The organism is Eubacterium oxidoreducens, assembly GCF_900104415.1.
GTDB lineage: Bacteria > Bacillota > Clostridia > Lachnospirales > Lachnospiraceae > Eubacterium_C > Eubacterium_C oxidoreducens.
The window spans coordinates 22,431-36,383 of the sequence record NZ_FMXR01000022.1; the positions used below are offsets into that span (position 1 = coordinate 22,431).

General features: G+C 39.6%; 13 protein-coding genes and 1 pseudogene. 1 reads left to right on the forward strand and 13 read right to left on the reverse strand.

Annotated elements, in window-relative coordinates; genetic code table 11:
- The 9 genes and pseudogenes from BLS20_RS12545 to BLS20_RS12585 form a co-directional block, all read right to left on the reverse strand.
- Window positions 1-517: restriction endonuclease subunit S domain-containing protein (locus tag BLS20_RS12545; RefSeq protein ID WP_143010275.1), on the reverse strand; the 517-nt coding region annotated here is incomplete at its 3' end.
- Window positions 501-2,069: pseudogene (locus BLS20_RS12550) on the reverse strand (type I restriction-modification system subunit M). The gene BLS20_RS12545 and the pseudogene BLS20_RS12550, both read right to left, overlap by 17 nt.
- A gap of 111 nt (window positions 2,070-2,180) precedes the next feature.
- The gene (locus BLS20_RS12555) at window positions 2,181-2,393 is read right to left on the reverse strand and encodes a helix-turn-helix domain-containing protein (protein ID WP_090174710.1); all 213 of its coding nucleotides are present in this window, start codon (window positions 2,391-2,393) and stop codon (window positions 2,181-2,183) included.
- Between the two features lie 442 nt (window positions 2,394-2,835).
- Window positions 2,836-3,159, reverse strand: coding sequence for a hypothetical protein (locus BLS20_RS12560; RefSeq protein ID WP_176762417.1), 324 nt, complete (start codon window positions 3,157-3,159; stop codon window positions 2,836-2,838).
- A gap of 6 nt (window positions 3,160-3,165) precedes the next feature.
- Window positions 3,166-4,095 carry an SIR2 family NAD-dependent protein deacylase gene (locus BLS20_RS12565; protein WP_176762418.1) on the reverse strand — a complete coding sequence of 310 codons (930 nt, stop codon included), beginning with the start codon at window positions 4,093-4,095 and terminating at the stop codon, window positions 3,166-3,168.
- A gap of 210 nt (window positions 4,096-4,305) precedes the next feature.
- A complete protein-coding gene (locus BLS20_RS12570) occupies window positions 4,306-5,121 on the reverse strand; it encodes a protein-ADP-ribose hydrolase (protein WP_090174712.1) in 816 nt (271 codons plus the stop codon).
- A gap of 53 nt (window positions 5,122-5,174) precedes the next feature.
- Window positions 5,175-5,630, reverse strand: coding sequence for an Rrf2 family transcriptional regulator (locus BLS20_RS12575; protein ID WP_423230188.1), 456 nt, complete (start codon window positions 5,628-5,630; stop codon window positions 5,175-5,177).
- Window positions 5,631-5,923: 293 nt separating this feature from the next.
- Entirely contained in the window at window positions 5,924-7,564 is a 1,641-nt protein-coding gene (hcp, locus tag BLS20_RS12580) for a hydroxylamine reductase (RefSeq protein WP_090174714.1), read from the reverse strand.
- Between the two features lie 130 nt (window positions 7,565-7,694).
- Entirely contained in the window at window positions 7,695-8,459 is a 765-nt protein-coding gene (locus BLS20_RS12585) for an ATP-binding protein (protein WP_090174715.1), read from the reverse strand.
- A 102-nt stretch (window positions 8,460-8,561) separates the two neighbouring features.
- On the opposite strand from BLS20_RS12585, the gene BLS20_RS12590 reads away from it, so the two are divergent.
- Complete coding sequence (locus tag BLS20_RS12590) at window positions 8,562-9,224, forward strand: Crp/Fnr family transcriptional regulator (RefSeq protein ID WP_207645166.1); 663 nt, start codon at window positions 8,562-8,564, stop codon at window positions 9,222-9,224.
- 146 nt (window positions 9,225-9,370) lie between these two features.
- Here BLS20_RS12590 and dinD read toward each other — a convergent pair whose 3' ends face one another.
- From dinD to BLS20_RS12615, 4 genes are all read right to left on the reverse strand, one after another.
- Window positions 9,371-9,961 carry a DNA damage-inducible protein D gene (dinD, locus tag BLS20_RS12595; protein ID WP_207645167.1) on the reverse strand — a complete coding sequence of 197 codons (591 nt, stop codon included), beginning with the start codon at window positions 9,959-9,961 and terminating at the stop codon, window positions 9,371-9,373.
- Between the two features lie 279 nt (window positions 9,962-10,240).
- A complete protein-coding gene (gene rhuM, locus BLS20_RS12605; protein WP_090174717.1) occupies window positions 10,241-11,230 on the reverse strand; it encodes a virulence RhuM family protein in 990 nt (329 codons plus the stop codon).
- 471 nt (window positions 11,231-11,701) lie between these two features.
- A complete protein-coding gene (locus BLS20_RS12610) occupies window positions 11,702-12,853 on the reverse strand; it encodes an IS91 family transposase (protein ID WP_090174332.1) in 1,152 nt (383 codons plus the stop codon).
- Entirely contained in the window at window positions 12,846-13,694 is an 849-nt protein-coding gene (locus BLS20_RS12615; RefSeq protein ID WP_090174333.1) for a tyrosine-type recombinase/integrase, read from the reverse strand. Before BLS20_RS12615 ends, BLS20_RS12610 begins: the two co-directional genes overlap by 8 nt.
- Between the last annotated feature and the right edge of the window lie 259 nt (window positions 13,695-13,953).

Sequence of the window (13,953 nt, forward strand, 5' to 3'; positions counted from 1 at the left end):
CTAAATTATCATTTATCTTCTCTTTTAAAGCTATCCTTTCTTCAATATTCTGATAGTTCCTGACTATCTTTCTCTGTACTTCGATATCTGGGACAAGCACTTTCATCCTCGCAAATTCTTCCCATGGCATACTTCCACGAACACCACCAACTGCAATAAATGCTGCCTCTCTATCAAATTCCGTTCTCTTGAACCACATATCAAGATACTCTGGAAGAATTACGTTTTTGTCTGTAACTCTAAAAATTGGATATGCCGGAGACATCATCGCTATATCATATTCAGTTTGTCTCGCCACTGGTATTTTTGAGTCTCTACTAACCTGCATCAAACTAACTGCGAAATCATCTTTTCTAATAATCTTGTACTTCGTTAAATCTGTTCCTATTGTGTTAGCAACTGATTTAATAAAGCATTTATCAATACTAACACCAATAAGTTCAGTTGCTTCACCATTTATGTTTCTCTCATCAATCCTAGTGACAAGCTCTCCTATTGGCTTATAATTTAATTTCATATCCAAGCTCCTTAAATACTCCAAGCAGTTCTTCCTTGGACTTCTCTTCCTGTACAAGCAAATCTTGAAGCTCGCTCTGTAACGACTTCATTTTAGTATCAAAATCAATATTTTCATCACGATTTACGAACGCAATGTATCTGCTTGGCACAAGTGTAAAACCCTTTTCAGCCACTTCATCATAGCCAGCAGAATAGCAAAACTCCGGAATATTCTCATAGGTATTTTCATCCCCTACCTGCTGCCAGTTATGATACGTTTCAACAACCTTTGCTCTATCTTCATCTGTAAGCTCAATATATTTTTTCTCATATGGGCTTCCCATCTAACGAAGATCCATAAAGAGAATTTCTTTTTCTCTGTTACGATAATGCTTCTCAACACCATTATTATCTACAGTACGTTCTTTCTTATTCTTGTTAAGAATCCAAAGAGTAACACTAATATCTGTTGTATAGAAAAGGTTTCTTGGTAAAATAAGAATCGCTTCAACCAAATCATTTTCAATAAGTTGCTGTCTAATTTTAAGCTCAGTACCATCATCTGAAAGTGCTCCATTAGCCAAAAGGAATCCGGCTACACCATTCTGAGAAAGTTTAGAAACCATATTTAAAATCCAACCATAATTTGCATTGCTTGTAGGTGGTACTTCGTATCCACTCCATCTTGGATCGTCAAGTAGCTCATCGTCAGCTCTCCACGCTTTCTGGTTAAATGGTGGATTAGCCATAATATAATCTGCCTTTAAATCCTTATGTTGATCATTAGAGAATGTATTTGCTGCTGTCTCACCTAGATTTGCAGCAATACCTCTTATAGCTAGATTCATCTTTGCCAGCTTATATGTAGTATTTGTATATTCCTGTCCGAAGATAGACACCTTCTTTTTATTACCATGATGAGCTTCTACGAACTTAATTGACTGTACAAACATACCACCAGAACCACAGCATGGATCATAGAGCTTACCATCATAAGGCTCAATTAACTCAGCAATAAGATTAACGATACTCTTCGGAGTATAGAATTCTCCCTTACCCTTTCCCTCAGCAATGGCAAACTTGCTAAGAAAATACTCATACATTCTGCCTATAATATCGTTTTCTTTATCTTTTGAAGTGTCAATTTTATTAATCTCATCCAAAAGTGATGCAAGCTTAGTTGTATCAAGCTGTAAACGTGAATAATAATTATCCGGTAATGCACCCTTTAAGATTGGGTTAGTATTCTCAATTGTATATAAAGCAGTATCTATCTTAAGCGCAATATCATCCTGCTTTGCATTCTCCATTACGTAAGACCATCTGGTTTCAGGTGGAAGATAAAATACATTGTCCTTTGTATAGAAGGCAATGTTATCAATAAACTTCTCGTGTCCTTCTGCTACAATCTTTGCTTTTTGTTCTTCAAATTTATCACTAGCAAATTTAAGAAAGAATAAGCTTAATACAACGTGCTTATACTCTGCTGACTCAACAGATCCTCTTAGCTTATCTGCTGCTTTCCACAATGCCTCTTCCATTGATACTTCTTTTTTTGCCCTTGCCGCCATTTTAATCCTCCAAATATTTATAATTAAGCCATTTTATCAGCCATTAACTTACATTTTCTCAATTTTACAAAATTGTTTATCCCTTAAAACGGACAGAACACAACAATTTTCTTACTTGTTCTTAACACTACTAATTATGTCCCCGAAATCGCAATCCAACTCCATGCATATTTTCTCTAAGACACTCATGGACACAGTCTCACCCCTGCTCATCTTCGCAAGTGTGCTGCTACTGATTCCAATGTTTTCGTTCTCAACAAGATCCATCTTTTTCATATTCTTGTCGATTAATAATTTCCATAATCCGTTATAAGATACAGCCATATAATTCCTCTCTTATGGGGATTACCCATCTTAGCGAAGGACCCGAAAGTCCTCATAAATAGTCCTAATGTACATTATACACCCGCATTCGCATAATATCAAATAGAATTTTCGACTTTTCGAAAGTTTACTTCGAATTAACGGGAATGGAATTTTGTTTTTATAACAATATTTTTATTTAAAAGTTTCCACAGAATTCCGTCCTTCACGCGGCACCATCTTCGATGGTGTTAGGGCGCGTCTTCGCAAAGTGGCGAGCAGTGCTTTTTGTACCAAAAGCTACTATCCGCTCGTTGGTGGCACATCCCCAATCCCCTTGAACAGCCTTTTAGGCTGGCTACATAATTCTTACGAATCGCTTTATTTTGCTGTTGGATATTTCTTCAAAAATGAAAAAAGAGGAGAACCCATAAGTCTTAAACCTACAGATTCCCCATTAGAATTATCGAGTGATATTGTGTTTTCTGACACGTTCCTTTTTCTGCTCTTCACCACTTTTAAGGAACAGGTCGATATCGTATTTTGCTCTTTGAATCTGACGATATTCACCGTACAGCTTTTTCTTTTCTGCAAGGATTTCGGCATACTCGGCACTTAAGTTTTTTACCTTAGGAAGCTTCTTCAAATGAAGCTCATCAAAGGCATTCTTCGCAGCTTTATGAAGTAGAATTTCCTGCCTATGCTCTTCCAAGAACTTCTTACTATATCCGCATTTACGATAATCCGCATATGCGTCTTTGGTCTTAAAGTAATCAAAACGAGTCAATTTCGCTCAAGACTCTTGTAATATGGTTGCAATATCACCATCAATACATATACTTCTATCTGCAATTTCCTCTGGGCAGAATGATTCACCATAATTTAAGCAGGCATATACCGCTTTTTCATTTGCCAGCGTCATCTGCCAGAACGGATACTTTATTATTACAGGCGTATTAGCTCCTACTCCAAGTTCAAGATAAAGAACATGAAGATTCTCATGTCTACGAATAAAATCAGAATATGCCGCAGATGCCCTATGCCATCCTTCATCCTCGACAAAAGAATCATCCGCTCTCAAATTCATAGTCATATCAGAGCCGTCATCAGGGCACTTTGGAATCATTTCAGAAGGAATTTTCATCAATAACTTACCATCAACCGGTACCTGAAATACTCCCTGATCATCTCTTACAAACCCTTGTGCTTCCATAGCTTTCATTACCCACTCTTCATTATCAAATGTTTTCTGAATAGCAGGATTCACGCTCTGAAATAAACCATAATCACCCTGAGTATAGAACAGTCTTTTCTTGTCAAAACCTGCTCTTTGAAACTGGTGATCTACATTTGTTGTGATAACAAAATAATCCTTATCGGAAACCATCTTAAGAAGATCCCTATACACTGGCTTTGGAGCATCAATATATCTGTTAAAATAAATATGTCTTGCCCACCAGGCCCAGCGGATTTCTTCACTTGGAAACGGATAGAAACCACCTGAATACATATCTCTTATTCCAAATCTTTTGGCAAAGTCATAGAAGTATTTTTCAAAACGCTTGCCGCTATAAGTTAAGCCGGCAGATGTTGATAGTCCCGCTCCTGCACCAATGACAATTGCGTCTGCTTCCTTGATTTCATGCAAAAGCCTTTTTATTTGCTCTTCTTTGCTTCCTTTACCATAGGACATGCTTCTACTAAAATATCTCACGGCATTCATTCCTTTCTCTATAGTTTCCTGATAACCATTAGGCATATCATCTTCAAGTCTCGCTCGCGAGACTTGGCGCGGGATTTGCGTCAGCTTTAGCTGACATATTTCATATACAAATCCCTGCGCATCCTCGCGGAGCGTATATCTCAGACAGAGATTGAACCTCGCCTAAGATATATTTCTTGCCCCCGCCTACGCTTTGCTTAGAGGCGTGGGTCATCTTGTCTGAGATATAAGTTTTTCGTAAATGGTCTTATCTTCATCTTTGAAAACATTGAATATCACCCTTTCTACCTTACCAGGATTATCACGGAGCCATTCTGATACCGTCTTAACCGCAATCTCAGCTGCTTTTTTGTTAGGAAAATGAAATACCCCTGTCGAAATACAGCAAAAAGCAACGCTCTTCAGGCCATTTTCAGCACACATATCCAAAGTGTTTCTATAGCAGTTCTCCAAATCCTTTTCCAATTCCGGAGTAAGGCGGTACTGTACGATTGGTCCTACTATATGAATAACTTTCTTTGCCGGAAGATTATAAGCTTCAGTAAGCATTGGAACGGCGGTCGGCTGCTCATAATCTCTTCCATATCTGATTCGAAGTTCCTTCATCTGCCTGTTGCACTCAGCTCGAAGTTGCACTCCTGCAAAAGTATGGATACAGTTATCTATGCATGTATGCATCGGGACAAAACAACCGAGCATCTGCGAATTAGCCGCATTAACAATAGCATCCACCGAAAGTCTTGTGATATCTCCTTGCCAGATAGAAAGTCCATCCCTGATAACCGGGATGTCTGATAGATTCACCACACCCTTTTCAGCCGCTCTCTCTAATAAATATTCATCCTGCACTTTCATTACCTCAGAGGACAATTCTTTTGGCATACGGATGTTCATAAGCGACCTTAAGATTCGTCTTTTATCTTCCGTACTATTTGGAGTCTGTAATTCCTTATATTCATCTGAATCTGCCTTGAACTCTTCTACAAGATAATCAAGACGTTCTTCCTGTGTTGTATTCTTTGGCATATCACACCTCCTTATAAAAAAGACTCTGAAGTATACACCTCAGAGTCTCACCCTTAAGCTTCTTTTTCCAGCAGTTCCTGCATTCCGAATCTTAAATCATTAAGAGTGTATTTTTTCATCTCTGATTCCATCGCTTCCTGGATGTTTTTCAATTTATCATCCAATAGCGAATGGATATTCCTACCAACAGGGCACTCTGGATTTGGTGATTCATGAAATCTGAATAGATCTCCATCCTCCAAAGGCTCAATTGCCTGATACACATCATAAAAAGTTATATCTTTAAGATCTCTTGTAAGCTCTATTCCGCCTGTTCCTCTGATAACATTTATTAACCCTGCGTTTTTAAGCTGAGTAAGTATCTTTCTAATGATGACAGGATTCGTATTTATACTGGCTGCAAGAAAATCGCTCGTTACCTTGTGTTCTTCTTTAAATGTATCCACACATGTAAAAATATGAAGTGCAACCGTAAATCTGCTTGATATCTGCATTTTTAATCTCTCCATTCCATTTCGGTCGGCGCAGAACAATCGTACACTGGACGATTTGTGCCCTCCTGTCATCATTTTACTTCATGGCAGATGTAATTGCAATGGTTACATCTAAATTTTTTCAAAAAAATTCCCAGGTGTAGATAAACACCTACAAATAAAAAAGCCTGCGAACATCAGGATTTTTCCTAATGTACACAGGCAGAGTGACGATTCGTTATCCGTTTACAATCTACTCATCATCCTCATATCAATAATGAAACAACAGACAGGTATCCATCTCCCCTTGTTTTTTGTCAAGACTCGCTTTATGCCTCGCCAATCAAAAGGCGCAGATCATCTTCCACCGTTCCGATACCCGCGATGCCAAAGTTCTCCACCAGCACATTCGCCACGTTCGGAGACAGGAACGCCGGGAGCGTCGGTCCCAGATGGATATTCTTTACCCCAAGATACAGCAGGGCAAGAAGTACGATAACTGCCTTCTGTTCATACCATGCAATATTGAATACCAGTGGAAGGTCGTTGATATCATCCAGTCCAAAGATTTCCTTTAATTTCAGTGCAATGAGCACTAGGGAATAGGAATCATTGCACTGCCCGGCATCCAATATCCTCGGTATGCCGCCAATATCGCCGAGTTCCAGCTTATTATACTTGTATTTTGCGCATCCCGCAGTCAGGATGACCACGTCTTTCGGAAGCCTCTCTGCAAATTCTTTATAATACTCCCTTGCTTTCTGGCGTCCATCACAGCCTGCCATAACAACGAACTTACGGATTGCGCCGGTCTTTACTGCATCCACAACTTTATCTGCCAAAGCGAATAGCTGCTCATGGGCAAAGCCGCCGATGATGGTGCCAGACTCAATCTCCGTCGGGGCAGGGCATCCTTTCGCCTGCTCGATGATTTTGGAGAAATCCTTCACCTCGCCGTATGCCCCTTCGATATGTCTGCACCCGGGAACTCCCGTTGCCCCGGTCGTCCAGAGACGGTCTTTGTAACTCTCCGCAGGAGGAACCACACAGTTCGTGGTCATAAGTATCGGCCCATTGAATTTATCAAATTCTTCCTTCTGCTTCCACCAGGCATTGCCATAGTTGCCCGCAAAATGCGGATATTTCTTGAAAGCCGGGTAATAATGCGCCGGGAGCATTTCGGAATGGGTATATACATCCACGCCGGTTCCTGCGGTCTGTTCCAGCAGCATTTCCAGATCGCGAAGATCATGTCCTGAAATCAGGATTCCCGGGTTGTTTCGGACACCAATGTCCACATTGGTAAGTTCAGGATTTCCATATGCCTCAGTATTCGCCTTGTCCAAAAGTGCCATGCCGTCCACGCCATATTTCCCCGTCTCCAGGGTCAGAGCAACCAGATCATCTACAGTAAGGGAATCATCCAGCGTCTTGGCCAAAGCATCCTGCAAGAACGCATCAATTTGTTCATTATCATGAAGGAGTGCATTTGCATGTTTGGAATAGGCAGCCAGACCCTTCAGACCGTAGGTGATAAGCTCACGCAAGGAGCGGATGTCTTCATTTTCTGTAGCCAGAACGCCAACAGATGCTGCCTTGGCATCGAACCCAGTCTCATCACCATTCCAGAGTGCAGCCTCCGGTAGAGCCTCCTTATCCGCAAGCTGCATCAAAAGCTCCTGCTTTACATCAAGTGTCCTCTTGATTGTTTCGATGATTGCTGTACGATCGAAGTTGGCGTTTGTGATCGTCACAAACAGGTTCATGGTCACGAGGTGGTTGACCTCCCTGCTGACCTCCTTGCCCTCTGTCCTGAGTGCAGTCGTGACAACGGACAAACCTTTTGTCACATAAATCAGCAGATCCTGCATTGCAGCCACTTCCGGCTTCTTACCACAGACCCCAGATACGGCGCAGCCCTTTCCACCTGCTGTTTCCTGACATTGGTAGCAAAACATTTTGTTTTCCATTGGTAAATTCCTCCTTTTAAAAATTACATATTTTATACAATCCAGTAGCTTTCCAGTCCTTAAGCTTTCCCTGAATTTTTCTTTTTTGGGGGTGTCACACTGAAATAACTCATGATAGCCCCTCCATTTTTCAATCTATGATCCTGCCATCGCGTGAAATGGTCACGACCTGCCATGGGATAAACTTACCACTGTTTTTTAATGCTGTTTCTGCCGCTCTCTGCAAACCTCCACAGCATGGAACCTCCATGCGGACGATGGTCACGCTCTTAATATCATTGTTTGCTATGATTTCCGTCAATTTTTCAGAATAATCGATATCGTCCAATTTCGGGCATCCAATCAATGTGATCTGTCCTTTCATGAAATCTTCATGCATATTGGCATAGGCATATGCCGTACAGTCTGCAGCAATCAGCAGTTTTGCCCCATCATAGAACGGTGCCTGTGTCGGCAGAAGCTTTATCTGGCAAGGCCACTGCATGAGTCTTGATGCCGGTTTCACATTGGCGGCCTGTGCCTGCTCTTCCTGCTGTTCATCATTATGATCGAACTTCATAAATCTTGATCCCGGACAGCCTCCGGCATGCGCCGCATGCTGTTCCATCTCTGCTCTCATCTGTGATTCTCTCTCCGTCATTACCTTTTTCTCCGCTTTCTTTCTCTGGCTTTCTTTCACCGCTGCTTCGTCATACGCCGGTGCTTCTCTTTCTTCAAAAGTGATCGCTCCTGTTGGACACCCCGGAAGACAGTCACCAAAACCATCACAAAAATTTTCCCTAACCAGTTTTGCTTTTCCATCTACAATATCAATTGCACCTTCATGACAGGCATTAGCACAAATGCCACATCCGTTACACTTTTCTTCATCAATATGAATGATCTGTCTTATCATCACTGTACCATTCCTTTCCTTGTTTTCATGATGCAAGTATAGTATGATTAAAAAAATAATTATGTTGTTATAACCACATTTTCAAAATAAAGGAATAATTTTATGTCTTGGGATGAGAATATGTTAAAAGATAACATCATCTTCAACGGGATGATGTCTGAAGAAATTGACCTTGCTCTTAAAGAGCTCTCTTCTGTAAAGAAAACATATACGAAAGATTCTATAATTTTACGAGCCGGTGATATTACGGACTCTTTGGGTCTTGTCATTTCAGGAAGTGTGACAATAGAAAGCAATGATGCATGGGGAAACCGCACTATTCTGAGCAATGTAGCAAAGGGTGGATTCTTTGCTGAGACCTATGCCCTGTTTGAGAACGAACCTCTCTTAGTAGATGTCAGAGCAAATGAAAACTGCCAAATCCTCTTTTTTAGGGTTGGCAGTTTAAAAAAGCTAAAATCAAATATGAACTTATGGAGCTTTAAGCTGATATCTAATCTTCTCATGATATCCGCTAACAAAAATCTGCACTTATCCAGGAGAAGTTTTCATACATCTCCAAAGACAATCCGCGGACGTGTTATGGCTTACCTTAATTCCGTATCCCTGAAAAAGGGCAGCAACGAATTTGACATCCCTTTCGACCGCCAACAACTTGCAGATTATCTTAATCTTGAGCGCAGTGCTCTCTCAAAGGAACTTGGCAAAATGAAAAAAGACGGTCTTATCGAAGTTTGGAAAAATCATTTTAAATTGATGTCCTGAATATACTTAGATTGTCTTCCTTCTCAAAGAATGCCGTCTTCAGCTGCAGGTATTCCTCGTCAGTACAGACTTCTCTACACTTAGGCTCGAACGATTTGGTAACTTGAAAACATTCCTTCATGTTATCGCATGGATATTCCTGACAATCAGCACATGTTTTGACTAGCAGTGAGCCCCTTTCTCACATGAATGTCGTCTACATCAAGGCCACCATATAGCCCCATGTAACCAGCGTTTTGAAAAATAGCAAACTCCTCATTGGTAATTACCCCTGCATCATGAGCCGTTTCAGCAAGAAGTTGGTTCCATTGCTTAATATCACCACGAACTACAAGTCTTCTTCTATCTTCATCAAGCTGATTGTAATGATCAGCAAGTTCCTGACGATACGTCTGAATTGCAAAATATGTTTGTCCCAATGCTATGACTTCTTTTCGAGGATCACCATTCTGAACTATCAAATAACACGCGTATCTTGTTAGTTCATAATCCAATTTGGGCTTTAAAGCTGCACCTGCTTCCACGATTTTCCTGACCTCAGGAAAATCGTTTGAAACACTGTGTCCACTGTTTTCACAAGCAATCATTGCGCGCTTAATAACATTATGAAAGTTTTCCCATTTAGAATACTCTAAAGCAGGACCAAGTTCCCTAGCACTCCAATACTCAGAGCCATCCTCGCGTGTATGCTTTATTGATTCAAATCTTATATATTCTTTACCTTTTAACTCTTTCAACTTTCTTCCTCCGCAAACTTGAAAGATTTATCAATGTCTTCTCTTGTAGGAAGAGACCGACAAATCGGGCTTTGATGAGGTTGTCTAACTTCTCTAATTCTTTATTTCTTCCATCTACAATTGCTGAAACCCTATCCAACAATTCAACAATTATTTCTTGAAGGTGTCTTACCCATCTGCAAATCAAATATATCTTCAAGCTTATATCTTGCCATCTATCATCCCTCCGAGTAACTCGTCGTGCCCATTAATACTTTATAAAAATAATCATACAAACATTTATTTTTTGCCATATTTAGTACTAATTTCATCAATCATGTTGAGATAATCCTTTTCAACATCACTAAGCGTCTTCGCTTTATATTTTTTATATTCTGTTTCAGCTTTTTCCATTGCCTTTGCATGTGATATTGTTCCATTTCCTACAAGCAACTGCTCACCTGTAGATGTCAATATACCATCCAAATGCTTAGCCCAATCTGACATTGTCATTGGTATCTCTCTTTCTGCTTGGCGTTCAGCAAAATCCAAATATCCAGAGACAAGTTGACCCATAGCACGCAGTTCTTTTTCTGATAAATAGTTTTTGGCTATTTTTGCTTCTGATAAAGTTGGTTGATTACCCGTAAATGTAGTCAATCCCATGAATTCTTTTTCAGCGTCCGCTCTATTATAGATTACTTCTGCTGCTGTCTCACCAGAAACTGCATAATGAATCTTGTTTTGAACTTTTTTAAAGAAAACAATAGATTCCTCAACTTTAGGGTCATAGTCAATACTGGTTGCATATATTTCCAGCACTTGACGATAAAATACCTTTTCAGATGCACGAATATCTCTGATTCTTTCAAGCAGTTCCTTAAAGTATCCACCGCCGCCAAGATTCTTAAGGCGTTCATCATCCATTACAAAGCCTTTTTTTAGGTATTCTTTAAGAACTGAGCTTGCCCATATTCTAAATTGTACGCCCCTTTGTGACTTTACCCTATATCCAACAGATATAATCATATCTAGGTTATAGAAATTTGTTGGTTTTGTAGAAAATTCGGAATTTCCGAATTTTCTCAATGTATCTTCAATCTTTAATTCTCCATCAGCATAGATGTTTTGAATATGCTCATTGATTGTAGATTTAGCTTTTTGAAACAATTCTGACATTTGCTCCTGAGTCAGCCATACCGTGTCCTCCTCAAGTCTGACATCCACTTTGCATTTTCCATCTTCTGTATTATAGATAATTATTTCTGATTTGTTATTTTCATTACTCAATTATTCACCAACTCCAATAATACTATTTTTTCATGTCATTCCTCACTCGGTAACTCGTTGTGCTCATTCGGATTCCGCTTCGCTTCATCCTCATGAGTCCTGTCGGACTATCGATCCAATCCGTCATACACGCTTTGGTGAGCAAGCTCCCCCGCGTGTCTGCCGTCTTGTCTCGGCACTCCTCGTCACCTCGACAAATTCTTTAGGTTAGAATCGCTGTAAGGTCAAACGAAAAAGCAGCTTGAATTATAACAATAACTGCCCTTTCGTTTGATCTTATTGCGATTTAACCTAATTGAACAAAGTAAGCGTCCGTGGAGCCGATACATATGGAGTTTCAATTCATGGAGCTTACCAGTTTTACTGCCTAATTAGATAATAGCATACATTATGTCTTTTGTTTTTTGTATTTTAGGGTATCAGAAATAAACCTCCCATATGCGAGGTTTTTGCAAATATTATTCCTGTATATCAACAAAGTAACGGTTTTTGTCTATGATGATCAATCACTTTTCCGCCACAGTGCTTGCATATACCGACCTTAAATCCCCATAGATGATCCAATATCTGAGCAGATGTCATATTCCTGAGCTCGGATATATACTTCTTACAACCAAGTTGATTCCTGCATAAAGTAAGATTACTGTTCTTCATGCGGCTGCAAAGCAATCCATAATGCCTTATTCTTACAAAGCGCTTTGGCGGAACATGCATAAGAAATCGCCTTATAAATTCAACTCCACTTATAGTAAGTTCCTTCCATTTGCCTTCATTACGGTAGTCTTTAACGGAAAATGTGACATTTTCACCATTGATGCGAATGATTCTGTAGTTGCTTATGGCTATCCTATGAGTATATTTGCCAAGGTATTTAATTACTGATTGAGCACCATTGAATGTTTTCTTGCAATGAGGAATCCATTCCTTAGAATAGCAGGTATCAATTAAGGATTTAAACTCATATCTATTCTGATATTTTTCTGATGAACCATAAAACTTTAGCTTTCCATCTTCCCACAGACTTTTTAATTCTTCCATGTATTTTCCGCGAAAAACTTTGGAGATCACCTGTACCGGTAGAAAAAACTTATCACCCTTATCTTTCCAATGTTTGTTTTTATCAAGACCTCCACCCAAAAGTATTGTGTGTATATGAGGGTGATAATTCATCTCTGATCCCCATGTGTGCAGTATGCAGATATATCCAACATTTGCACCAAGGTATTTATCCTGAACAGAGAGATCGTTGATAGTGGCTGAAGCAGCATGGTACAACGTATCATAAAGAAGTTTTTGATTGCTGTAGATAACAGGATTCAACTCAGCTGGAACAGTAAATACCAGATGGAAATATGGAGCATCTAAAACATCTTCCTTTCGCATATCCATCCACTTTTCTTTAGGAAGAGTCTGACACATAGGACAACACCTGTTTCTGCAGGAATTATAGTGGATTGAAATACAACCACAGTCTTCGCATACCTGTACATTTGCCCCCATGCGTGAAGTCTTACAATTCATAATGGCATTTGAAACTTTGGACTGTTCCGCTGATGGTGTATATTTCTCAAGATATTCAGAATAAAATTTCAAAAATATATCTTGGACAGTAGGTTTATTCATTTTTTAGGTCCTCTCTGTCAAAAGGACTCTGAATCCCCATAATAGTCTTATTGCTTCTGTGTAAATATACCTCAGTGGATTTAGGATCTCTATGTCCGAGAAGAGTTTGTATATACTTTTGATCAACCCCCTGCTCCATGAGATGTGTTGCAAAGCTGTGTCTAAGACTATGAGGTGTTGCTTTAGCAGTAATACCTGATTCTTTAATGGCTCTGCGCATGACCTGTTCCAGAGTACTTACTGTAAGATATTCTCCTGTGAATCTGTTGGGGAAAAGAATGCCGGTGGGGCGATTTCTCTCAAACCAATAGCGGGTGAGTATATCAAGATTTTTCTTTGAGAGAATTGTATAACGATCCATGCGGTTTTTAGTATTCCGTACATGAATCTGCATGTTTGATCTGGAAATATCATCATAATGCAAGTGTATGACTTCTGATACACGCATTCCAGAAGAATACATGGTTGCAAACATTGCCTTATATTTTATATCCTCAACGTTATCGAGAAAGAGATTAACTTCATCCAATGTAAGAACAACCGGCAAAGGTTGATCTTTTATCATGCGTGGGACTAAAATCTCATCCCAAAGTATGCCGAGAACAAACTTATAAAAAAAGCGAATAGATGAGTTATAGAGATTCAAGGTAGTGGCCTTTAATCCCTCATCTTTTTTGCGTAGAAGAAAATCTCGTACATCCTGGCAGGTAAGTTCCTTAGGATCTTTTCCGACATAGTTTAAAAAATAAGCAACATAGTTATGATAGCAGGATATAGAACGTTCCTTAAGATTGCGTATTTTTCCTGCTTCATCAAGTTTTTTCAAATATTCATCATACATAGTAAAACCTCCGAAAGTATAGTCATTGATAGGAACAACTAAAACTTTGGAGGTGCATGTACATCAAAATGATGCTTGTACTTTGCACAAGCGAATGGTATTCTTTTCATGGCAGTGTTAGTAATGATCCTGTTTGATTGTTAAGTTTCGCGACTATAACAATACTACTATTAGGACTTACTTTCTACTGCCTTTTTGATAAAAAGAAAATCACTGCACACAGCCTAGGCAGGCCATCGCGCAGCGATTTTGTTCAATC

Coding starts and splice junctions, on each gene's coding strand:
- BLS20_RS12555 (WP_090174710.1), bottom strand. CDS start 2,393: ATGGCTGTATCTTATAACGGATTATGGAAATTATTAATCGACAAGAAT.
- BLS20_RS12565 (WP_176762418.1), bottom strand. CDS start 4,095: ATGAATGCCGTGAGATATTTTAGTAGAAGCATGTCCTATGGTAAAGGA.
- BLS20_RS12570 (WP_090174712.1), bottom strand. CDS start 5,121: ATGCCAAAGAATACAACACAGGAAGAACGTCTTGATTATCTTGTAGAA.
- BLS20_RS12575 (WP_423230188.1), bottom strand. CDS start 5,630: ATGGAGAGATTAAAAATGCAGATATCAAGCAGATTTACGGTTGCACTT.
- hcp (WP_090174714.1), bottom strand. CDS start 7,564: ATGGAAAACAAAATGTTTTGCTACCAATGTCAGGAAACAGCAGGTGGA.
- BLS20_RS12585 (WP_090174715.1), bottom strand. CDS start 8,459: ATGATAAGACAGATCATTCATATTGATGAAGAAAAGTGTAACGGATGT.
- BLS20_RS12590 (WP_207645166.1), top strand. CDS start 8,562: ATGTCTTGGGATGAGAATATGTTAAAAGATAACATCATCTTCAACGGG.
- BLS20_RS12610 (WP_090174332.1), bottom strand. CDS start 12,853: ATGAATAAACCTACTGTCCAAGATATATTTTTGAAATTTTATTCTGAA.
- BLS20_RS12615 (WP_090174333.1), bottom strand. CDS start 13,694: ATGTATGATGAATATTTGAAAAAACTTGATGAAGCAGGAAAAATACGC.